At 36.3% G+C, this 22,190-nt stretch carries 19 protein-coding genes, 2 pseudogenes and 1 other annotated feature; of the genes and pseudogenes, 16 read left to right on the top strand and 5 right to left on the bottom strand.

The genetic code is table 11. From position 1 onward, the window contains the following. Positions 1–268: 268 nt before the first annotated feature. Positions 269–2,293, bottom strand: a complete 2,025-nt coding sequence (locus NSS74_RS27260) for a glycosyl hydrolase family 18 protein (protein WP_002140245.1) — start codon at positions 2,291–2,293, stop codon at positions 269–271. Between the two features lie 372 nt (positions 2,294–2,665). Here NSS74_RS27260 and NSS74_RS27255 point away from each other — a divergent pair, with 372 nt between their 5' ends. The 7 genes and pseudogenes from NSS74_RS27255 to NSS74_RS27225 all read left to right on the top strand — a co-directional run bounded on the left by NSS74_RS27255 (position 2,666) and on the right by NSS74_RS27225 (position 6,109). Continuing rightward, a complete protein-coding gene (locus NSS74_RS27255) occupies positions 2,666–3,037 on the top strand; it encodes a DnaJ family domain-containing protein (RefSeq protein ID WP_002140246.1) in 372 nt (123 codons plus the stop codon). Positions 3,038–3,047: 10 nt separating this feature from the next. Further along, entirely contained in the window at positions 3,048–3,362 is a 315-nt protein-coding gene (locus NSS74_RS27250) for a thioredoxin family protein (protein ID WP_002140247.1), read from the top strand. A 13-nt stretch (positions 3,363–3,375) separates the two neighbouring features. Further along, positions 3,376–3,627, top strand: a complete 252-nt coding sequence (locus tag NSS74_RS27245; protein WP_002029564.1) for a hypothetical protein — start codon at positions 3,376–3,378, stop codon at positions 3,625–3,627. A 129-nt stretch (positions 3,628–3,756) separates the two neighbouring features. After that, positions 3,757–3,840 (top strand): annotated as a pseudogene (locus NSS74_RS27240) (histidine kinase); the annotation flags it as partial. 80 nt (positions 3,841–3,920) lie between these two features. Then, complete coding sequence (locus tag NSS74_RS27235) at positions 3,921–4,502, top strand: TetR/AcrR family transcriptional regulator (RefSeq protein WP_002124986.1); 582 nt, start codon at positions 3,921–3,923, stop codon at positions 4,500–4,502. A 66-nt stretch (positions 4,503–4,568) separates the two neighbouring features. After that, on the top strand, positions 4,569–5,786 hold the full coding sequence (locus tag NSS74_RS27230) for an MFS transporter (protein WP_002124988.1): 1,218 nt from the start codon (positions 4,569–4,571) through the stop codon (positions 5,784–5,786). A gap of 71 nt (positions 5,787–5,857) precedes the next feature. Next, positions 5,858–6,109, top strand: a complete 252-nt coding sequence (locus NSS74_RS27225; RefSeq protein ID WP_002010192.1) for a helix-turn-helix transcriptional regulator — start codon at positions 5,858–5,860, stop codon at positions 6,107–6,109. A 75-nt stretch (positions 6,110–6,184) separates the two neighbouring features. Here the strand turns inward: NSS74_RS27225 and NSS74_RS27220 are convergent, their stop codons facing one another. Together NSS74_RS27220 and NSS74_RS27215 are read right to left on the bottom strand one after the other, a co-directional pair. Further along, positions 6,185–7,468 (bottom strand): MFS transporter, encoded by a 1,284-nt coding sequence (locus NSS74_RS27220; RefSeq protein ID WP_002140249.1) that lies wholly within the window; start codon positions 7,466–7,468, stop codon positions 6,185–6,187. A gap of 108 nt (positions 7,469–7,576) precedes the next feature. Continuing rightward, entirely contained in the window at positions 7,577–8,890 is a 1,314-nt protein-coding gene (locus NSS74_RS27215; protein WP_002140250.1) for an alkaline phosphatase family protein, read from the bottom strand. A gap of 154 nt (positions 8,891–9,044) precedes the next feature. Here NSS74_RS27215 and NSS74_RS27210 point away from each other — a divergent pair, with 154 nt between their 5' ends. Both NSS74_RS27210 and proS read left to right on the top strand, forming a co-directional pair. Then, entirely contained in the window at positions 9,045–9,338 is a 294-nt protein-coding gene (locus tag NSS74_RS27210) for a YesK-like family protein (protein WP_002124993.1), read from the top strand. A gap of 93 nt (positions 9,339–9,431) precedes the next feature. Then, positions 9,432–9,639 (top strand) — a binding site (T-box leader). A gap of 45 nt (positions 9,640–9,684) precedes the next feature. Next, positions 9,685–11,115, top strand: coding sequence for a proline--tRNA ligase (proS, locus tag NSS74_RS27205; RefSeq protein WP_002140252.1), 1,431 nt, complete (start codon positions 9,685–9,687; stop codon positions 11,113–11,115). Positions 11,116–11,382: 267 nt separating this feature from the next. Here the strand turns inward: proS and NSS74_RS27200 are convergent. Beyond that, positions 11,383–12,439, bottom strand: a pseudogene (locus tag NSS74_RS27200) (cell wall anchor protein). Positions 12,440–12,646: 207 nt separating this feature from the next. On the opposite strand from NSS74_RS27200, the gene NSS74_RS27195 reads away from it, so the two are divergent. The 7 genes from NSS74_RS27195 (at position 12,647) to NSS74_RS27165 (ending at position 19,228) form a co-directional block, all read left to right on the top strand. Next, entirely contained in the window at positions 12,647–13,525 is an 879-nt protein-coding gene (locus NSS74_RS27195; RefSeq protein WP_002140255.1) for an ROK family protein, read from the top strand. Between the two features lie 128 nt (positions 13,526–13,653). Further along, positions 13,654–14,250: a TerD family protein gene (locus NSS74_RS27190; RefSeq protein WP_002029589.1), complete on the top strand. Its 597-nt coding sequence runs from the start codon at positions 13,654–13,656 to the stop codon at positions 14,248–14,250. Between the two features lie 26 nt (positions 14,251–14,276). Then, positions 14,277–14,861, top strand: a complete 585-nt coding sequence (locus NSS74_RS27185) for a TerD family protein (protein ID WP_002010225.1) — start codon at positions 14,277–14,279, stop codon at positions 14,859–14,861. Positions 14,862–14,941: 80 nt separating this feature from the next. Continuing rightward, positions 14,942–15,520 (top strand): TerD family protein, encoded by a 579-nt coding sequence (locus NSS74_RS27180; RefSeq protein WP_002091197.1) that lies wholly within the window; start codon positions 14,942–14,944, stop codon positions 15,518–15,520. 73 nt (positions 15,521–15,593) lie between these two features. Beyond that, entirely contained in the window at positions 15,594–16,385 is a 792-nt protein-coding gene (locus tag NSS74_RS27175; RefSeq protein WP_000025698.1) for a TerC family protein, read from the top strand. 110 nt (positions 16,386–16,495) lie between these two features. Then, positions 16,496–18,127, top strand: coding sequence for a YceG family protein (locus NSS74_RS27170; protein WP_002140256.1), 1,632 nt, complete (start codon positions 16,496–16,498; stop codon positions 18,125–18,127). Positions 18,128–18,145: 18 nt separating this feature from the next. Continuing rightward, a complete protein-coding gene (locus NSS74_RS27165; protein WP_002029585.1) occupies positions 18,146–19,228 on the top strand; it encodes a toxic anion resistance protein in 1,083 nt (360 codons plus the stop codon). Between the two features lie 138 nt (positions 19,229–19,366). On the opposite strand, the gene NSS74_RS27160 is transcribed toward NSS74_RS27165, so the two are convergent. Continuing rightward, positions 19,367–22,033 carry a cation-translocating P-type ATPase gene (locus NSS74_RS27160; protein ID WP_002140257.1) on the bottom strand — a complete coding sequence of 889 codons (2,667 nt, stop codon included), beginning with the start codon at positions 22,031–22,033 and terminating at the stop codon, positions 19,367–19,369. Between the last annotated feature and the right edge of the window lie 157 nt (positions 22,034–22,190).

Here is a 22,190-nt window from a genome sequence, read left to right as displayed (position 1 = left end):
TATATATATAGATAGTTTGAAATGGAATGGAAATGATTCCTATATATAAAGGATAATGTGATTAGTATGGGAAGACAATAGAACTTAAAGGAAATTCATGTAAAATTCAGATGAACTTCACGCGAACTTCATATTAGAAACTAAATATAATTATAATAGGTTATTATAATATAAATTGTGATTTTTCATAAAATTAAAAGTTTGAATTTAGGATAGAGCACTCAAACCTAAATTCAAACTTTAGTGAAATAATTAATGGAGGTTACGTTTAGTTTTCATTAATGGATGCATTTACAAGTTCGGCGGGATTGCCTGTTCCTGCCCCTCCGATTGTAACTGATCCACCAGGAGGAATTTCACCATTCCATCCTGCATTCGTAATTACGTAATGATTATTTATTTTACTACTAATTTTAGAATCCCAAACTTGTGTTAAATTGCCGTTATAATCAAATTCTAATTTCCAGTTTTTAATAGGGGTCGTTCCGCTATTTTTAATTATAATTGAGAAGTTGTAACCACTTCCCCAATTTGAAGTGACTGAAAAGGTAGCATTGCCATTTCCACCAGGAGGTGTTGTGTTAGCATCATCTGTTTTTATAAGAATAGAAGTAGGTTGTGATTTGTTACCAGCGGCATCTTTTGCTAATACTGAAAATGTGTATTCTGTATTAGGTTTCAAGTTTTTAATTGTAATGCTATTTGTTGTTGTACTCCATTTCTCTTCTCCGGCAGTAATTTCATATTCAGTAACGCCTACGTTATCAGTAGATGCAGTCCAGTTTAATTGAACTGAGTTTGAATTTTTATTTGTAACAGTAATATTTTTTACGTTTGTTGGTGGTTCAGTATCTTTTTGAGTAATAGGTCCACCAAGTAATTCTTTTACTAGCGTATCAAGTAATTTTGGTCCACTACAACTATATTTTGGACTTGTACGGCAATCCCCGCTTAGTTCCCAAAACATTGCGCCACTTAAACCCTTTGTCTTTATATAGTCTGTTTTATATTTCATAGATTCATTGTCATCATAGCTAATAAAGGTTCCTGTAGTCGCATTATATAAATAAGGTACTTTCGCTACATCGTTCCATCCGCGAACAAAACCATTTTTATTCACATAATTAGATGCTAAATCACCATAATCGTACACACCTGTGTCACCGGTAGAATAATCATCCCAAGTGCCTTTAGAAGCGAGCTTTCCGTCACTACCTGGTTTACAAGGTTGGTATTGCCCATTATTTTCTTTTCCGCAACTTTTCCATCCACGTCCGTAAAAAGGTACACCTAATACGAGTTTATCCGCTGGAACCCCTTCATTTGTATAAATGTCTATCGCACCATCTACGTAAAATTTCGTATCCGCTGCGGGGTCATTTGGATCTTTGTATAGTGCAGCATTATGGTTAGAAGTAGCTTCCCACCCACCGTGGAAATCGTATGTCATAATATTAATCCAATCCAGTATTTGAGAAATCTTCTTTAGCTCTGTATGATCCGCATAACGTTGGCTTGCACCTGACGCGATTGTTAGTAAATATTGTTTACCATCTTCTGCACCAGCTTTCATTAATGCATTTCGAACATCTTGAAGCAGAAGGGTGAAGTTTTGTTTATCTTCAGGACGATAACTACCACCAGGAATCGTTTCAACACCCGGGTATTCCCAGTCTAAATCAACGCCGTCAAATCCATATTCGCGAAGAAAAGCTACTGTAGATTCAGCGAATACTTTTCTTGTTTTTTCATCAGCGGCCATATCAGAAAAGCGGTTAGACCAAGTCCAGCCACCAACTGAAATAATTGTTTTTAAGTGAGGATACTTAGCTTTTAATCGTTTCAGTTCTCCGAAATTTCCACAGCGGGCATATTTATCACAATCTTCCCAAGTTGTACCCGATCCCGGATAAGATTTTGTGACATCAGCCCATGGTTCACCGAGTACGAGAGTACCATTAGGGACCTCTTTATTTTGCAGTGGTACACCAGATTCTTTACAGTTCCACGTTTGTTTATTTGGATTATCGGGGTGAGTAGAAGGGTTTCCATGTTTTCCATTCCAGCAAATATCAGCGAAAGCATAGTTTAAATGAGTTAGCTTTGATGCATCAATGTCTGCAACTTGATAATTACGTCCGTAAACGCCCCATGAAGGAAAATACCCAACAATTTTTTGACCTTGCTTTGGTGAATCTGCTAATGCGAAATTTGGAGTAATAAAGTTTGTGAGAAAAAGAGGTAAGAAAAGTAGTAGGGATAGTAATAGTAGCGTGAATTTTTTTGATCTCATAGTCATTTCTCCTTTCAAAATAAAAGATATATTTAAAGGCATGCGCCAATAAACCAAAGTGAATCTAGACGTATGAAACGTCTAGATAAAAATGATCAGACATCACGAAGTCTATACAAGGGAGCTGGGGGTGATTAAATCGTAGCAAATGCAAGATTTGGTGTAAACGCTTTATTTGATTCGCAAAGATTTTCTCAATATTAAATGGCTCTAATACAGACTACACATGAAAATAAAATATTGATTAGGGAGGAAAAGGCTCCTTGTAATTAAATTTGAGAAAAAATTGTATAAAGTCAATTTGTAATAGCGTAGCAAGATGAGAAAATATCATGTAAAATAATAGTAAAAATATGTAAAGGAGCGAATGGTGTGGATGTCTTTTTGAACATTGCTGAAGAAAAAATTCGACAAGCAATACGGAATGGTGATCTCGATCATATTCCGGGGAAAGGAAAACCACTACAATTAGAAGACCTTTCAATGGTACCTCCAGAACTTAGAATGAGTTATAAAATCTTGAAAAATGCAGGTATGATTCCACCAGAAATGGAACTACAAAAAGATATATTAAAAATAGAAGACTTAATTGCGTGCTGTTATGATGAAGTAGAGAGAAAAGAATTACAAGAAGAGTTAACAGCAAAAACGCTGCGTTTTCAGCAGGTAATGGAAAAGAGAAAGATTAAAGATAGTTCGGCTTTTCGTATGTATCAGGATAAAGTATTTCGTAAATTACGCTAAGAGGGATAAGATGAATACATTTGAAACGATAGAAGAATTAGCGACATATATTGAAGGACAACAATTGGTACTGCTGTTTATTAAAACGGAAAATTGTGGTGTTTGTGATGTTATGTTAAGAAAAGTAAATTGCGTATTAGAGAATTATGATTACGTAGAGAAAGTAGAAATATTACTACAAGACATGCAAGAGATTGCGGGGCGATATGCAGTATTTACAGGGCCAACAGTTTTATTATTTTATACTGGAAAAGAGATCCTTCGTGAATCGCGCTTCATTTCACTTGAAAATTTAGAGAGAACCATTCAATTATTCGAAGGTTAAGGGAGGCTTTTATATGGAATTTATTATTGTCATACTATTATTTGTTGTAGTTGGAACGATCGCAACAGCAGTTCGATCAAACAAAAAGAAGGTAAATCTTACAAAACAAAATAACATTCATAATTCATCCAACAGCTCATCACCATTATTTTTCTTTGCTGGATCGGATAATGATAGCTCGCACGATGGAGGTTCACATGATTGCGGAGGTTCTTTTGGTGGAGATAGTGGAGGTAGCTGCGGTGGTGGAGGCGGCGGTGATTGATGAGAATACGCCCTATAGGGGGCGTATTTCTTTTTAAACAAACGTTTGATTAGTTGGCTTCCACATGCATAAAAACAGTTAAACAAACGTTTGATTAAATATTTTTAACATGCTAGGGGAAATGAAAAGGGAACCGTATTTCTTACTAAATTAGGATTTAAATTTGGAATAATACATATGATTCGAATGTGGTTTGAAAGTACGTTTTCTTAAATAAGGAGTATAGCCTCTTGCGATAGAGGTTTTTTATTTGTTATTATTAGACTGAACGGTCGGTTTAAAGAGGTGTGAATATGAGAAGAAGCGCAGAAGAGATAAAGAAAGAAATTGCCTATAAAGCAGAAAGTCTGTTTTCACAGAAGGGCTATGCAGCTACATCTATGGAAGAGATTTGTGAAATTACAGAGAGAAGTAAAGGAAGCATTTATTATCACTTTAAAAGTAAAGAAGAATTATTTTTATTTGTAGTGAAACAGCATACGTATGATTGGCTTGAAAAATGGAATGAAAAAGAGAAGTTGTATAGTACTAGTACTGAAAAACTATATGGTCTCGCGGAATATTATGTAGAGGACATACAGCAACCCATTTCAAATGCAATAGAGGAATTCTCTATGAGCCAAGTTGTAAGTAAAGAAATTCTGGATGAACTGTTAGCTTTAACTAGAGAATCATATGTTATGGTTGAGAAATTAATTGAAGCAGGTATACAGTCTGGAGAGTTTCAAGAAGATGATACGCGTGATCTTATGTATATTGTGAATGGATTATTATCGGGGCTTGGAGTACTTTACTACGAGTTAGATTATAAAGAGCTGAAACGTATTTATAAAAAGGCAATAGATGTATTGTTAAAAGGAATGGCAGCTGAATAATAGGTCAGTTGCTTTTCTTACAAAATAAATTAGACCGAACGGTCGGTTTATGAAAGGGGAATGAAAATGAACGCTTTATTTAAAAACCGAGCATTTATGCTCGTTATGGCATCTGATATTTTACAACAATTTGCAATTTGGATCAGAAATATGGCTCTTTTGTATTTCATAATGGAGCGAACGAATAATGATCCAGTTTCAGTTTCTTTGTTATCGGTTATGGAATATGCACCTATTTTTATTTTCTCGTTTATCGGTGGGGCGCTAGCTGATCGCTGGAATCCGAAAAGAACGATGGTCGCTGGAGATGTATTAAGCGTACTGTCTATTGTAGGAATTGTCTTGTTGCTAAAGCTGGATTATTGGCAGGCTATATTTTTTGCAACACTCATTTCCGCGATTGTAGGTCAGTTTTCACAGCCATCATCTTCGCGTATATTTAAACGCTATGTAAAAGAAGAACAGGTAGCAAATGCGATTGCATTTAATCAAACATTACAGTCGCTATTTATGATTTTTGGACCAGTGGTAGGATCGCTTGTGTACACACAACTTGGTTTATTTACGTCACTATATAGCTTAATTATTTTATTTTTGTTATCTGCTATCGCTCTTTCATTTTTACCAAAATGGGTGGAACAAGAGCAAGTGGCGAGAGGTTCATTAAAAAATGATATAAAAGAAGGTTGGAAATACGTTCTTCATACGAAAAATTTACGTATGATTACGATCACTTTCACCATTATGGGCTTAGCTGTTGGACTAACGAATCCATTAGAAGTGTTTCTTGTAATAGAAAGGCTTGGAATGGAAAAGGAAGCCGTTCAATATTTAGCCGCAGCTGATGGAATCGGTATGTTAATTGGTGGTATTGTTGCTGCAGTTTTCGCTTCAAAAGTGAATCCGAAAAAGATGTTTGTATTCGGTATGAGCATATTAGCGATGTCATTTTTAGTAGAAGGGTTATCTACATCATTTTGGATTACTAGTTTCATGAGATTTGGAACAGGTATTTGTTTAGCCTGTGTCAATATCGTTGTCGGTACGCTTATGATTCAACTTGTACCAGAAAATATGATTGGCAGAGTAAATGGAACGATTTTACCACTGTTCATGGGGGCAATGTTAATTGGAACTTCACTAGCTGGAGGATTGAAGGAGATGACCTCACTAGTTACTGTATTTTGTATAGCAATGGCACTTATTTTATTTGCGATAGGTCCGGTTTTACGTATGCAAATAAAGAAAGAAGATATTGTGAATCGAGAGGAAATGACGAATTGATTAGTTTCGAAATAGCTATTGTAAGGGAGCAGAATTGCTCCCTTTTCTTGTGGCAATCTTTTGACAATGACATGTACCAACTATATACTGATGATGTAAAAACGATTTTACAGGTTAGGAGAAACGGTGTGAAAAATCAAATCTATGAATTGCGCACTGCAAATAATATTTCACAAGGTGCATTAGCGGATAAGTGTAACGTATCAAGACAGACGATAAATGCAATTGAGAATAATAAATATGATCCAAGCTTAGCACTAGCATTCCGGTTAGCAGAAGTATTAGGAACAACTGTCGATAAACTATTTTTGTACAAGCTTTAGAGTTTTTAATTGTGGGGCGTTATCGTTAAAAATATAAGAAAAAGATCCCCTTCTTGTGTGAAGGGGATCTTTCTCTTATATTGTTTTAGTTTTCGGATTAGGTGGTGTAACGGACGTATCATTTTCGGGTACTCTAGTTAATAAGAATCCACCGATAATAAATAAGACAATAATACTAAGGACACCAGCGTTTGTTTTTCCTGTTAATTGTGTTGTGACACCAACTAATACCGGACCCATAATTGCCGCGAATTTACCAAAGATATTATAAAATCCGAAGAATTCATTTGCAGATTCTTTCGGTACTAGTTTTGCGAAATAAGAACGGCTAAGTGCTTGAATCCCGCCCTGAGAAGTAGCAACTAACATTGCTAAAATCCAGAAATCAAACGTCGTTTTTAAGAAATAAGCATATGTGCAAATAATGATATAAATGATAATGCCGACATATAGCATTTTTTTACCGGTAAATGTTTCCGATAGTTTTCCATATAATAAAGCAAATGGACAAGCGACAATTTGTGTTACAAATAAGATGATTAATAGATTGGTTGCACTAATACCGAGATCTGTTCCGTAAGCAGTAGACATAGTGATAATTGTATCTACCCCATCAATGTAGAAAAAGTAAGCTATTAGGAACATAAATACAGTTTTATATTCTTTAATATTTTTAAACGTATTAGCAAGGCGCTTGAAGCTCATTGCAATTGGTCTTGGATGACGTTCAATATAGTGTGTTTGCTCTACATTTTTTAGCATTGGTATCGTAAATAGTCCCCACCAAAGAGCTGTTATTGCAAAGGAAATTTGACTAGCAATTCCGACTGATAAGGGGATAGTTCCTTTTTGAGCAAGAATAATAAGAGCAATACAACCGATAAAAGGAATTGTGCTCCCAATGTAACCTAATGCAAAACCTCGCGTAGAAATTCGGTCCATTCTATCCCCAGAGGTAACATCTACTAGAAATGCATCATAAAAAATATTTGCTCCAGCAAAGCCAACTAATGCGAGCATATAGCATCCTAGTAATAAGTACCACTGAGATGTTGGAACAACTGCTAGCATACTTGTAAATACGATACCGAGTCCAAAGAAGAATGTGAAAAATCGTTTTTTAAATCCCTTATAATCAGCAACCGTGCCGAGAATAGGAGCGAGTATAGAAATTAAAAGTGTAGCGAACGAGTTTGCATATCCCCAATAGGCTGTTGAAGTTGCACCAGATAGTCCAGCTTCTTTTGCAGCTGCTTTAAAGTAAATTGGAAATAATGCAGTTGTAATGACGAGCGAATATACCGAGTTCGCCCAATCGTACAATATCCAGCTTTTTTCTTGTCTGGACATTTTTTTCATATAATGTTCCCCCTTAAATTTGTTCTACTAACAGTGTACAAAAATAAAAATTATAAAAAGAGAAACAGTGATGATTTTTACATAACTTTTACATATATACACAGTTCTTTACAATTGAAGTAAATCCTCTACAATTGCGCCGTCTGTTTCACCTAAGTGCAAGCCGAGTAACCTAGCGATAGTCGGACCCTCATCAATCAGTCTCATATACGGAATTGTAACGCCGCTTTGAATGCCTTTCCCAGCAGCCATAAAAATTGTTTCATAGTTAGGTTTTGTTGGGGAATATCCATGCGTTCCAAATGTATATTTCTTACTAGAATTAACATCTTCTTTATTAATTTCTTTTATGAAATCACCTGTATAATTTTCAATGAAGTAATAACCTTCCATGGCCTCTAGCATAAATAAGCAATTACCATCAGCGCCACGTTCTTTTGCATCTTCATCGTGCAGAATAAATTCAATTCCATTTTGTTTATCCTGAAGAAGCTCTTCAAGAAGAAGTTGAATCTCTTTAATCGTTTCAGTATCATTTTTATCCTTTACATGTACGTAGGCAGATCCATCACAGCTTTGGCAATAAGCTTTCCAATCGTGTATTTTTCCACGTTTATTTACGGATATAAGCCCTTTTTGACAGAATAGGACATTTAATTGGATTGCCTTGTTTTCACTTAAAGCGCTATGGTCACCAAGTGCAATAATTGTACTTTCTTCGTATATACCACTTTTTTTTAATGTATGGATAATTTTTCCTAGGCGTTCGTCGTGTCTGTGGATTGCAGCTACTGTTTCCTCAGACTCGAAGCCATGGTAATGTCTTTGAGTATCTAAATCAGTAAAATGTACAAACATAACATTAGGCTTTTTTGTCTGAATTGTATGTAGGGCAGAAGCAAGGACGAAATTATCAAGCTCAGGCTGTGACAATCCATTTCGTATATGGCCGAAACGATGATTTAAATCTAATTGATATAGCGGGCTACCGCTAAATAATGAAACTAAAATTTGATTTTGCCATGGTCTATTTGGAAAAATTTCTGGTAAATTGTAATCGATATTTGCTCTTCCAGTAACAGGCCATAGAAGGGCTGCTGTCGTTAAATTTGCTTTGCGTGCTTCATCATATAAAGTTGTTCCTTTAATGGACTTTCGGTACCAATGCCAATCTGGTGAATCACGTCCTGGTTGAAGTAATGTATTGCTGACAACGCCATGCTTATTAGGATAATTACCGGTTACGATTGTTGAGTGGCTTGGATATGTTACAGAAGGATAAATTGGCTCCACTTTTTTCGCAATCGCGCCCTTTTTTATTAAAGTTTGGAAATTAGGTAGTTTTTGTAATATAGGAAAATCTAAAGCTGATAAGCAGTCGAAAGATAAAATAATGACGCGATTTGTTAATGCTTTATCCATAAAGTTTCCCTCCTGATTATATAAAACCTATTCTTATATATTACTATTAATACCTGGTAATAAAAATATATTTTTGAATAAAATTTCGTTATTTATTTTCAGAAAAATTAAACATATAATAAGTATAAGGGAATGAATGGAAGGAGGGAATACTATGGATTGGCTAGATGGATTTGGTATCTTTTACATCATTGGTGGAGTCACCGTTCTCCTTGTATTTTTTATGTCATATTTACTAAAGAAACGTTTTCCAGATAAACAGTTTGATATTATATTTGCACTTAGTTTAGTACTTCTTTGTTTAGCTTTCTTTCCTGTAACAATGATCGCTATTGGTGGTTGGGAAGGAATGGGATACGGATTTATTTGTTTCTTCGTTTTAATTGGTACACTAATTGGTATGGTTGCTCATCAACTTGTAAAAATAGTTCGGAAAAGTTACGTATAAAACAGTGATAATTGAAAAAAATGTATAAAAATAAGAAAATTGACTCTTGTTTTGAAATAAAATTTATATTATGATATTCAACAAATTTATTTTGTTATAACGATGAAAAAGGAATAGTACATGTCTTACCTTTTTGCAGAGAGAGAATCCTTTTGGCTGGAAGATTCTTAAAGAGGCGATATGGAACCTACCTTTGAGTTCTGCATATGCAGCGGGAAATTCCCGTTATCAAAAAGAGAGCATACTCAATTTTTTTGTGTATGAATCAGGGTGGTAACGCCGACAAAGCTCGGTCCCTATTTGGGGACGCGGGCTTTTTCTATTTTCTAAAGGAGGAAGAATAACTATGGTAAAAGAACAAGTACAAGCCATTACGAAAATGGAAGAAGACTTTGCTCAGTGGTATACCGATATTGTAAAAAAAGCGGAGCTTGTTGATTATTCAAGTGTGAAAGGTTGTATGATTTTACGTCCATACGGTTATGCATTATGGGAAAATATGCAGAAAGTGATGGATGAAAAATTAAAAGAATCTGGTCATGAAAATGTGTACATGCCAATGTTTATTCCAGAGAGTTTATTACAAAAAGAGAAAGATCATGTTGAAGGATTTGCTCCTGAAGTAGCATGGGTTACTCATGGCGGAGATGAGAAATTGGTAGAAAGACTTTGTATACGTCCTACATCTGAAACTCTATTCTGTGAGCATTTTTCAAAAATTGTTCAATCATATAATGATTTACCAAAGTTATATAACCAGTGGTGTTCAGTAGTTCGTTGGGAGAAGACGACGAGACCATTCCTTCGTACAACTGAATTTTTATGGCAAGAAGGTCATACGATTCATGAAACGGCAGAAGAATCTCAAATTGAAACATTAAATATTTTAAATCTATATGCTGCTTTTTGTGAAGAGTATTTAGCGATTCCGGTTATTAAAGGGCAAAAAACAGAAAAAGAAAAGTTTGCAGGAGCGAAGGCAACTTATACAATTGAAAGTTTAATGCATGATGGAAAAGCACTTCAAACAGGAACATCTCATAACTTTGGAACGAATTTCTCTGAAGCATTTGATATTAAGTTTTTAGACCGTAACGGTAAATGGCAATACGTACATCAAACATCTTGGGGTGTATCAACAAGAATGATAGGTGGACTTATTATGGTTCATAGCGATAATAACGGACTTGTAATGCCACCGAAAGTCGCTCCAGTACAAGTTGTTATCGTTCCTATTGCTCAGCACAAAGAAGGTGTGTTAGAAAAAGCAACAGAGTTGCAAGGACGTATTCAGAAGGTTGCACGTGTAAAAATAGATGTTAGCAATAAAACACCTGGCTGGAAATTTAATGAGTATGAAATGAAGGGTGTTCCAATTAGATTAGAAGTTGGTCCAAAGGATATTGAAAAGAATCAAGTTGTACTTGTAAGGCGAGATACGAAAGAAAAAGAGTTTATATCAATGGATCAATTAGAAGAACGCATTCCAGTACTACTTGAGGAAATTCACCATTCTTTATTTAGCAAAGCAAAAGTATTTCGCGATGAGAATACGTATAGTGTGACGAATTTCGAAGAGATGAAAAAAGCGGCTGATGAAAAGCAAGGTTTTATTAAAGCGATGTGGTGTGGAGAACTAGCTTGTGAAGAAAAATTAAAAGAAGAAGTTGGAGTATCTTCACGTTGTATTCCGTTCGAACAAGAAAGTTTAGCTGACGAATGTATTTGCTGTAGTAAAAAAGCGAAGCAGATGGTGTATTGGGGAAAAGCGTATTAATACTCTTTCTACTAGATGACAAAAAGGACTTTGATTGCATAATAAAATGCAATCAAAGTCTTTTTAGTTTTATCCCGCTATTTGCCAGGTAGTAAAACTCCCACTTCAAAATTCGGCTGGAGCTAAGAAGTTAGGTGGGAGCCCTGCTGCCCGTAAAAGCCCGATTGGTGAAGGCTAATAATCAGTGGGGGATGAACAAAATCCCCACTGATTAAAGTTTCACTTTATAATCTGTTTCATGTATTTTTAGATGGAAGGATGATTTTTTTATTTTGCGTTTTTACGACGAATAAATAGTAACACACCAATTAGGAATGTCGAAAGACCAATTAAAATAGATGCAGGATAATGCGTTGCAGTATTAGGCAATTTATTGCCTTGTTTTGTTGCATTATCTTTTGCGTTACCGCTTTGAGAGCCGCTATCGCCTTTAACACGGTTGCCTCCCTGAGAGCCATTGCCACCTTGAGAACTGCTGTCGCCTTTAACACGGTTGCCGCCCTGAGAGCCACTGCCGCCAGAACCACTGCCACCAGAACCGTTGCCACCAGAACCACTGCCGCCAGAACCATTGCCACCAGAACCGTTGCCACCAGAACCACTGCCACCAGAACCATTGCCGTCAGAACCGTTGCCACCAGAACCACCAGCCACCACTGCCACCAGAACCGTTGCCACCAGAACCGTTGCCACCAGAACCATTGCCGTCAGAACCATTGCCACCAGAACCACTGCCACCAGAGCCATTGCCACCAGAACCACTGCCACCAGAACCACTGCCACCAGAACCGTTGCCACCAGAACCGTTGCCACCAGAACCATTGCCGTCAGAACCGTTGCCACCAGAACCACTGCCACCAGAGCCATTGCCACCAGAACCGTTGCCACCAGAACCACTGCCGTCAGAACCATCGTGCCACCAGAACCATTGCCGCCAGAACCACTGCCGCCAGAACCATTGCCGCCAGAACCGTTGCCGCCAGTTGCCGCCAGAACCATTGCCGCCAGAACCGTTGCCGTCAGAACCGTTGCCGTCAGAACCACTGCCGTCAGAACCACTGCCACCAGAACCATTGCCGCCAGAACCACTGCCACCAGAACCGTTGCCACCAGAACCATTGCCACCAGAACCACTATCGTCCTGAGAACCATTGTTTCCTGGAGGTTTATTATTATCTTTTGAATTACCTTCTGCTAAAGTATCGTTATTTTGTACAATAGCGTTTGTTATTGGATGGAAGTTTTCAGTTGCAGCATTACCAATATTTAAGCCGCTAAAAAAGGATAAAGAAAGTGTTGATGCTAAAATGAAGATTTTTGTCATTGTTTTCCTCCTGAAGAAAAAATTATTGTTCCATCTAAAATACACCCCTTTGTAATATTTCATAGGAAAAAGAGTTTTATGCAAAAAAAACTATATATAGAAAAAGGTGGTGTATTTCTAAAGGGAGAAAAGAGTTAATGTAAATTCCTTGCAAATAGTAGAGTGATGGAGAATTTACACTCATAACAGTAGAGGAAGTGGCAACGGATGAAAGAATATATTGCATTTGATATTGGTGGTACGCAAATTAAATATGGAATTGTTTCAGAAATAGGGGTAGTACTAATACATAAAAAGGTCCCAACAGAAATTCACTTGGGCGGGGAACAAATTGTTCAAAAACTTATATGTTTATCAAAAAAGTTAATGACTGAACATACTATTTCCGGAATTGGTATTAGTACAGCGGGAATTGTTGATATTGATAAAGGAGTTATAACGGGAGGTGTGGATCATATTCCACGTTATGCTAATATTTCTATTGTTGAGAGATTACAAGAAGTATTAAAAGTTCCTGTATCTATTGAAAATGATGTTAATTGTGCAGCCTTAGGTGAGAAATGGAAAGGTACAGGGAGGGGAGAAAGCGATTTTATTATGCTTACGCTTGGAACGGGCATTGGTGGAGCAATTGTTATAAATGGAGAGTTATACCGTGGACATTCGTTTGGCGCTGGGGAATGGGGGAACATGTTAATAGAAGGGAAAACTTTTGAGGAGGTTGCCTCAATTTCAGGATTAATTCATCTCGTACGAAGATATAAAGGTAAAAAGGAGTGGGATGGTAAAACAATTTTCGAATTATATGATAAGGGTGATAGCGGTGTTACTCAAGCCGTGAAGATTTTCTTTAAACATTTGGCGATTGGTATTAGCAATCTTGCTTATATTTTTAATCCGAAAATGATTATTATTGGTGGGGGAATTACTGAAAGAGGAGATGATTTCTTAAATGAAGTGAAGGAAGAGATAGGAACATACTTAAATCAAGAGATTTATAGTAATTGTGAGATTAAACTTGCGCAAAGCGGTAATTGTGCAGGAATGATTGGCTCTATTTACCACTTATTACATCAGTATAAATAAATATAGTATCTGTTTTCATATAATTGAGAATTTATCCTTTTTCTCATTAGATAAATAATGCTACAATATAAGAGAAGAATACAATGTTTTCCGAGTTGGAAAATGCTTTGTAGAAAGGAAGAAACTTCATGCCTATTATTTTAGAAAAAGGACAAAAGATTGATTTAACGAAAGGACAACCGAGAGTAGCGAAACTACAGGTTGGCTTAGGCTGGGATCCAATTGGGCAATCAGGTGGGTTTCTGTCTTCTTTATTTGGAAGTAAACCAAGTGTAGATTGTGATGCATCTGTCGTTATGTTAGAAGGGGATCGTTTTTTAAACAAAAATGATCTAGTTTACTTCGGCAACAAACTTTCTACTTGTGGTAGTATTATTCATTCAGGAGATAATTTAACAGGTGAAGGCGCTGGTGACGACGAAACAATTTTCGTAGAATTACATAAGGTTCCGAGCCGTATTAATCGTTTAGTATTCGTTGTAAATATTTATGACTGTGTAAATCGTCGTCAAGACTTTGGGATGATTCGCAATGCATATATTCGTATTCAAAACCCACAAACAGGTGAAGAATTAGCGCGTTATAACTTGTCAGATAATTATGCTGGTAAAATGACTTTAATTGCAGGTGAAATGTACCGAGACGGAAACGAATGGAAGTTTTCAGCAGTGGGAGAAGGAACACAAGATAAAAACTTAAGTGAGATTGTATCACGTTACCAATAAAATAAACCAAGGAGGAATAGTATAATATGGCATCTATTTCATTGAAAAAAGGACAAAAGGTAGACTTAACAAAAACAAATCCAGGTCTTTCGAAAGTTCTTGTAGGACTTGGTTGGGATACGAATCGTTATGACGGACAAAATGATTTCGATTTAGATGTTAGTATCTTCTTAGTAGGTGCTAACGGTAAAGTTTCAGGTGCAGAGGATTTCGTCTTCTATAATAATCCAAAAGGTGCGAATGGTGCTGTAGAGCATTTAGGAGATAACCGTACAGGTGAAGGTGAAGGCGACGATGAAACAATTAAAATAGACTTAAAAAATGTTCCTGCTAACATTGAGCGTATTTGTTTCACAATTACAATTTATGATGGAGAAGGCCGCAGCCAAAACTTCGGACAAGTTTCTAATTCTTTCGTACGTATTATGGATGAAGAAAAGAATGCAGAATTAATTCGTTACGATTTAGGAGAAGATTTCTCTATTGAAACAGCTGTAGTAGTGAGCGAATTATACCGTCACGCAGGTGAATGGAAATTCAATGCAATCGGAAGTGGATTCCAAGGTGGATTAGGTTCTCTATGTAATAACTTTGGTTTAGATGTAGAGTAATAGATTTATATATCCATCAGTGAAACGCGTAATTACTGATGGATATATTTTTAAAAATTAAAATATAGAGGTGAATATATATGGTTATTCAATTGCAAAAAGGACAGAAAATTGATTTAGCTAAAACAAGCCCAGGTTTATCAAGAGCAGTAATTGGTCTTGGATGGGATATTAAATCTTATGATGGTGGATCTGATTTCGATTTAGATGCATCTGCCTTTTTATTAGATGCGAACGGGAAATGTACGAAGGAAACTGATTTTATTTTCTATAATAATTTACAGTCTCCTTGTGAATCAGTTTTACATACAGGAGATAACCGTACAGGTGCAGGTGACGGTGATGATGAGCAACTTGTTGTCGATTTGAAAAAGGTTCCAGCAGATGTTCATAAAATTGCTATTACAGTTACAATTTATGATGGTGAAGGCCGTAATCAAAACTTTGGACAGGTTGCAAATGCATTCGTTCGTTTAGCAAATGAAGAAACAAACGAAGAAGTTCTTCGTTTTGATTTAGGGGAAGATTTCTCCATTGAAACAGCAGTTGTCTTTTGTGAATTATATCGTCATAATGGACAGTGGAAGTTTAGTGCAGTAGGAAGCGGGTTCCAAGGTGGATTAGGTGCGCTTGTAAAAGCGTATGGCTTGGATGCATAAGAAGGGAAACGACATTCGTTTCCTTTTTTTGACCTTTCTATAAATCTAGCAAAGAATAGGGGATAAAGGTAAGATGAGTATTTTGCAAGGAATCCTTGATACGTATGCTCAGTTTTTCGACTTGGACATGTGGATTAAAGTGTTACAAGATCCAGTATCTTGGGGGTTAATAGGTACACTTGTTGTACTTGAAGGGTTATTATCTGCTGACAATGCACTTGTGCTAGCGGTAATGGTAAAACATCTTCCAGAAGAAAAACGAAAAAAAGCATTATTCTATGGACTGATTGGAGCTTATGTATTCCGTTTTATTGCAATTGGAATTGGAATGTTCTTAATTAAATTAGCATGGGTAAAAGTGTTAGGTGCACTTTACTTAGCTTGGCTTTCAGTTAAATACTTCATTGATAAAAGAAAAGGTAATGCAGAAGAAGAGGAAGCTCATGGTATGAACCAAAACAGTATTCTCTTCAGAATGTTTGGTGTCTTCTGGGGAACAGTTGCGATGGTTGAATTAATGGATATCGCGTTCTCTGTAGATAGCGTACTTGCTGCATTTGGTGTATCAAATCAAGTTTGGATTCTATTATTAGGTGGAATGCTTGGTATTTTAATGATGCGCGGTATCGCTGGCGTATTCTTAAAATTGTTAGAGCGTATTCCAGAACTTGAAACGACAGCATATATTTTAATCTTAATTATTGCAGCAAAAATGTTACTGTCTGTTATTCATATTGAAGTAAGCCATACGCTATTCTTTATTATTTTAGTTGTAGCATTTGGAGCAACGTTTATACTTCACTACATGAAGAATTCTGGACAAGCTAAAGAAGAAGTTGCAGCTACTAAAAATAATCATAAATAATTGAAATGGGTTTGCTCGTTATGCGAGCGCCCATTTTTTATAACTAAAAATAGTTTATAATAGAAGAGAGACTTTATAAAAAAAGTAAATGTTTTTGGAGGTGAACTGTTGTGTTTTCACGTTTTACACTTCAACCATGTGCATTAAAAGACGAATCAGATTTAAAGCAATTTGAAGCGCTTTTAGAAAAACGCCCACAATATGAACTGACAGAGAATGAGATGAAGTTTAGTTATATAGCAACTCGTATTCTTGGTGTTCCTAATGATGTAGATGAATATTTCAATGAGCTATTTGATTATAGCGAAGTGAAAGGGATCGTGGTTTTGCATGAACAAAATTTAAATAAGGTGATTGATCCCGAAAAACTGCGCCATATTCAAGAGGTTTTTACATTACATCAAGAAGCACCGAATGGCCTTACAGTAAATAGGCTTGTCGCCCATCTGTCTGGAAAACAACTATTACCGCAAGTAGACAATCCTGATTTACAGCATTATATACATACGACGTTTATTTCTGTATTGAAATTGTATGAGAAACAACATAATCAATCTTTAAAAACAGAAGGATTCCGGCGTTTCTTAATCGATATGATTAAATTAAGTGAAAATTACGTAGCGAAGTGGTTCTCTACGATTAATTATAAGAAACAAATGCCACGTATCGTTTGGTACGGTGATGCGACGGAGAGTCGTATATATTTCTTATACTTTCTTATTATGCTCGGCTGTGATGTGCTTTATTATCACCCAGAAGGAAAAGATGGATTTGAGAGTGTAGATGAGGAAGGAAAGACATTTGTCGTATCTCATTCAGGCCGTATTTCATTGGAACCATTTCCTGATCGGCGTCGTGAACGCGTCGCAACGGTAGCTTATCAAGCTTCAAAAGAAATCGAGCAAGTACTTCACCACGATAATTCATTATTATACAAACCGTGGCAATTCCGTTCGTATACACCTGTAGCCCGTACGCTCAAAACGACGTACGATGAACTCTTTTTAATTACGAAAGAAAAGGCATTTGTACGCCCAACATTCTTTGTTGAAAATAAGCATATTTATATTCCTTCTTTATTTGCAAAAATATCAGGTGTTTCAAAGAATGATAAAGAATATTTTCAGCGACTAAAGGCTGTTACATCATTTGATAACAGTTTATTAATTAATACATTCCCGTTTACGAAAGAACAAAAAGCGAATTTCCAATATCATTATCGAGATGCATTGGACCGCGGGGGGAAGTTACATCCGGATTTAATTATGAACAGCCATTGGTGGCCGCATAAGCGTTTACCAGAAGGATTACAACATGGTATTGCAGAAGCAATGATCCATACGTGTGAAAGTGAAATGTGTAAACCAATTGCGAAAGAGACGAAACAAGATGTAGCGCTGTATGTTTTCGCACAACTCTCTCAAATACCACCGAACATTTTAGAGCAGCTTGAGAAATTTGATTATTCGCAAGAAGTACCGAAAATTGTTATATTTAATAATGAGAAGAGCGGAGAATTAAGTCGTTCTGATGCTGTGTTATTACTATTTTTAAATCAAATTGGAGTAGATGTATTCCACTTTAATCCAACGGGGAGAAACGATATTGAACCGTATATTGAATCAGGAGCATTTGATTCACATTGGCTTGAAGAAGTTAATTTCGATCTTGAATTTCATGGTTCATCAGCCTATAAAAATTTATCACAAACAATAAAAGGACTATTTCGTCCATTTTTATAAGGAAAGGGAGAATACCATATGAATAACCCAGTCGTACTAGATTCGAAAACAGAATTGAATGAGCAAACCGCACAAGATGTTCGCTTGCAACTTAGACAAGATGCAGAAGTGCAACGTATTTATAACGCAGTAGACATTAAAGATCAATTAGAATTAATTGAACTCGGAAAAGAACCTTCTATGGAAATTTCACGTTTCGCTGATCAAATTTTACATACAATGTCTTTATCGAAAGTAGAAGACTCTGGTGAATTATTAAAGCAGCTTGGTAAAATTATGGACAGATTTGATAGTAAAGACTTTGCGGAAGAGAAAAGTGGTTTCTTCTCACGTATGTTCAAAAAAGCAGATAAAATGATTGAACAAATCTTTAGTAAGTATCAGACGATGGGTCGCGAAATGGATAAAGTATACGTAGAAATTACGAAGTATCAAGATGAAATGAAAAAATCAATTGGTACGTTAGATGGTTTATATGAGCAAAACTTAAAGTATTATTTAGACTTAGAAAAATATGTAGTAGCAGGGGAAATGTTATTAGAGCGTTTAAATACAGAGTTAGTTCCGATGTACGAAGAGCGCATACGTAATAATGATCAGTTAGCGGGTATTGAATTAGAATCGCTTAAAAACTCTGTTGAAATTTTAGAACAGCGTATTGATGATTTAGAAAAAGCACGTATGGTTGCTCTATTAACAGCACCACAAATTCGTATGATTCAACGCGGTAACAATAAATTAATCGGTAAAATCAATACGGCATTTATTACAACGATTCCTATCTTTAAAAATGGTATCATTCAAGCGGTAAATGCGAAACGTCAAAAGCTTGTTGCGGACTCTATGGCTGAACTTGATCGCCGTACAAATGAATTACTTAAGAAAAATGCACAAAATATCGCAACTCAGAGTGTGGAAGTAGCGAGATTATCAGGTTCTTCTAGTATTAAGATGGAAACACTTGAGGAAACTTGGAACATTATTTCAAGAGGTATGCAAGAAACACAACAAATTGAAGAGCAAAATAAACGTGAGCGTGAAGAAAGTCGCAAGCGTATGGCTACATTAACAGAGAATATCAAAAAAGAATTACAAGGATAAAGTGAAACTTTAATCAGTGGGAGATGTTCATCTCCCGCCTAACTTCTTTGCTCCAGCCGAATTTTGAGGTGGGAGTCTTACTGCACGGCAAATAGCGGGATAAACAAAAAGGCAATGAGGAATATTCCTCATTGCCTTTTATTTTCTCTTAAATAATTTAATGATTTCATTCACAACAAGCGGAATGATACTTAACAAGAGAACAAATCCCCAATCTCGCATTGTTAATGCATGCACACCAAATATATTGGCAAGAGGTGGGATGGAGATAATACACACTTGCATAAGAACACCGATTAGAAGTGAGAAGACTAAATATTTATTTGTAAATATCCCAATTGAAAAAATTGATTTCGTTCTTGAACGTAAGTTAAATGAATGAACGAGTTGAGAGAAACTAAGAACGACAAATGCCATCGTTTGAGCGTGTAATAGCGCGTCTTCATCAATTTGCTCTGGGAAGAGAGGAAATAAATTTGTATCTCCTGTATAGAGCTTTGCCCCAACGATAAAGGCTGTTAAAGTAAGAAGTCCAATTACAACCCCATTGAAAATAAGAAAAGGAACGCTGCCGCTAAATAAGCTTTCTTTCGCATGTCGTGGTTTTTCCTTCATCACATCTGGATCTTCAGGATCAACACCGAGTGATAATGCAGGCAGTGTATCTGTAATTAAATTTACCCACAAAATGTGAATAGGGCGTAGTGGTGTTGCCCAGCCGAGTAAAATAGCTAAAAAGAGAGCTATAATTTCGCCGAAGTTACAAGAGAGTAGGAAGAGAATAGACTTTTTAATATTACGATAAATATTTCTTCCTTCTTCAACAGCTTTCACAATAGATGAGAAGTTATCATCTGTTAAAACTACATCTGCTGCACCTTTTGCGACATCTGTTCCTGTAATTCCCATTGCTACTCCAACATCTGCTTGTTTTAAAGATGGAGCATCATTTACACCGTCACCAGTCATGGAAACGATATTTCCTTTAGCACGTAATGCTTTTATAATCTTCACTTTATGTTCTGGAGAGACCCTAGCGAATACATTTAAGTGATTAATTTTACTTGCTAGTTCTGTATCTGGAATGTTATCTAATTCAGTCCCAATCATGATTTCAGATATTTCTTCAGCAATGCCAAGTTCTTTGGCAATTGCAAAGGCGGTATCCTTATGATCGCCAGTAATCATAACTGTGCGAATACCAGCCTTTTTACATTCTGTAATTGAATCTTTTACTTCTGTACGTGGTGGATCAATCATACCAACAAGACCGATAAAGATGAGATTTTCTTCGAGATGATTTATATCCATATCGTTTAAGTCGTATCGTTTATATGCGAATGAAAGTACTCTTAATGCTTCTTGCGACATTGACCCGGCAGCTTCTAATATTTGATTTTTATCAGAATCTTTTAGGACCTCAAGTTTATTATTTATAAAGATATGGGTACAGTGAGGTAAAAGTTTATCACTAGCACCTTTCGTCATGCTATAGTAGCCTTCATCGTACGTATGTACAGTTGACATCATTTTACGATCAGAATCGAAAGGCAATTCGTTAACACGTTCATGTTTATTTTCTAAATGATCTTTTTGAATGTTAAAAGAGCTTCCGGCAACAAGAAGGGCAATTTCTGTAGGATCCCCTGTTTGTGAGTCGGCACCGTAAGAGGCATCGTTACATAAAACCATATTTTCTAATAATAGACGGTGTGCATCATTATTTACATTCAAATTTTCTAGCTGGTCGTATGTGCGATCACTATAAAAGTGAGTAACGGTCATTTTATTTTGAGTTAATGTACCTGTTTTATCTGAACAAATAATTGTGACAGAACCGAGAGCTTCAACAGCTGGTAGTTTACGAATGATAACGTTTTGTTTAATCATACGCTGAACACCAATTGCAAGAACGATGGAAACGATAGCTGGTAAGCCTTCTGGAATGGCTGCAACAGCTAAACTAATTGCGGTCATAAACATTTCTAACGTATCCCGGCCCTGTAAAAAACCGATGAGAAACATAGTAGTGCAAATAGCTACAGCGACAAATCCTAAATATTTTCCTACTTGTGCTAAGCTTTTTTGAAGTGGTGTCATATCATCGTCTGCTTCATGTAAAAGGGTAGCGATCTTGCCAATTTGTGAATGCATCCCAGTTTCAACAGCAACACCGATGCCACGTCCGTATGTTACTAACGTCGACATAAAGGCCATGTTTTTTTGATCACCTAATGGTACTTGCTCATCATTTTGCATGGAAGGGTGGTAGACTGCATCTTTATCTACAGGGACAGATTCACCAGTTAGAGCAGATTCTTCAATTTTTAAATTCGCAGTTTCGATAAGTCGTAAATCGCAGGGGATATACCGCCCGGCATCAAGCATGACGATATCACCTGGAACGACGTGCTCAGATGGAATCTCTTTTAGTTCACCATCTCGCTTTACGATAGCTTTAGGTGTTGCCATCTTTTTCAATGCTTCTAAAGCCTGTTCCGCTTTCGATTCTTGGATTACACCGATAACAGCATTTAAAACTACAACGAGCGCGATAATACTTGCATCAGCCCATTCACCTACAAAGGCGGAAATAAGGGACGCGATAATAAGGACATATACGAGGACGTCATTAATTTGGGCGAAAACGCGCTGCCATAAAGTACGTTTTTGTTTGGTAGCTAATTCATTATAACCATATTGCTTTAAACGTTCATTTACGATTTTATCTGTTAAACCGTGTTGTTCATTTGTTTCTAGGTCGATTAATGTTTGATTTTTCGTCTTACTGTACCAATTGCTCATAAGTAAGCACCTCCAGTAAAAACAGTTAGCAATGGTAGTGTGGCAATTTTTTGAGAGTAGTATGTATGGAGAAAAAATCTAAGGTGAGGTTCTACTTTCATTGTACAGTAATTTAGAATGTGAGGAGGAAAAGAGAAGAGTTGTCATGAATTTGTTG

Source organism: Bacillus sp. FSL E2-8868 (assembly GCF_038005505.1).
GTDB classification, from domain to species: Bacteria; Bacillota; Bacilli; order Bacillales; family Bacillaceae_G; genus Bacillus_A; species Bacillus_A mycoides.
Note: the sequence above shows the minus strand (reverse complement) of the source record. Positions and strands in the feature narration are given on the sequence as shown.

What these genes read in the sequence shown, in the direction of transcription:
- NSS74_RS27260 (WP_002140245.1), bottom strand. Translation starts at nt 2,293, where the DNA reads ATGAGATCAAAAAAATTCACGCTACTATTACTATCCCTACTACTTTTC.
- NSS74_RS27250 (WP_002140247.1), top strand. Translation starts at nt 3,048, where the DNA reads ATGAATACATTTGAAACGATAGAAGAATTAGCGACATATATTGAAGGA.
- NSS74_RS27245 (WP_002029564.1), top strand. Translation starts at nt 3,376, where the DNA reads ATGGAATTTATTATTGTCATACTATTATTTGTTGTAGTTGGAACGATC.
- NSS74_RS27235 (WP_002124986.1), top strand. Translation starts at nt 3,921, where the DNA reads ATGAGAAGAAGCGCAGAAGAGATAAAGAAAGAAATTGCCTATAAAGCA.
- NSS74_RS27230 (WP_002124988.1), top strand. Translation starts at nt 4,569, where the DNA reads ATGAACGCTTTATTTAAAAACCGAGCATTTATGCTCGTTATGGCATCT.
- NSS74_RS27225 (WP_002010192.1), top strand. Translation starts at nt 5,858, where the DNA reads ATGTACCAACTATATACTGATGATGTAAAAACGATTTTACAGGTTAGG.
- NSS74_RS27220 (WP_002140249.1), bottom strand. Translation starts at nt 7,468, where the DNA reads ATGAAAAAAATGTCCAGACAAGAAAAAAGCTGGATATTGTACGATTGG.
- NSS74_RS27215 (WP_002140250.1), bottom strand. Translation starts at nt 8,890, where the DNA reads ATGGATAAAGCATTAACAAATCGCGTCATTATTTTATCTTTCGACTGC.
- NSS74_RS27210 (WP_002124993.1), top strand. Translation starts at nt 9,045, where the DNA reads ATGGATTGGCTAGATGGATTTGGTATCTTTTACATCATTGGTGGAGTC.
- proS (WP_002140252.1), top strand. Translation starts at nt 9,685, where the DNA reads ATGGTAAAAGAACAAGTACAAGCCATTACGAAAATGGAAGAAGACTTT.
- NSS74_RS27195 (WP_002140255.1), top strand. Translation starts at nt 12,647, where the DNA reads ATGAAAGAATATATTGCATTTGATATTGGTGGTACGCAAATTAAATAT.
- NSS74_RS27190 (WP_002029589.1), top strand. Translation starts at nt 13,654, where the DNA reads ATGCCTATTATTTTAGAAAAAGGACAAAAGATTGATTTAACGAAAGGA.
- NSS74_RS27185 (WP_002010225.1), top strand. Translation starts at nt 14,277, where the DNA reads ATGGCATCTATTTCATTGAAAAAAGGACAAAAGGTAGACTTAACAAAA.
- NSS74_RS27180 (WP_002091197.1), top strand. Translation starts at nt 14,942, where the DNA reads ATGGTTATTCAATTGCAAAAAGGACAGAAAATTGATTTAGCTAAAACA.
- NSS74_RS27175 (WP_000025698.1), top strand. Translation starts at nt 15,594, where the DNA reads ATGAGTATTTTGCAAGGAATCCTTGATACGTATGCTCAGTTTTTCGAC.
- NSS74_RS27165 (WP_002029585.1), top strand. Translation starts at nt 18,146, where the DNA reads ATGAATAACCCAGTCGTACTAGATTCGAAAACAGAATTGAATGAGCAA.
- NSS74_RS27160 (WP_002140257.1), bottom strand. Translation starts at nt 22,033, where the DNA reads ATGAGCAATTGGTACAGTAAGACGAAAAATCAAACATTAATCGACCTA.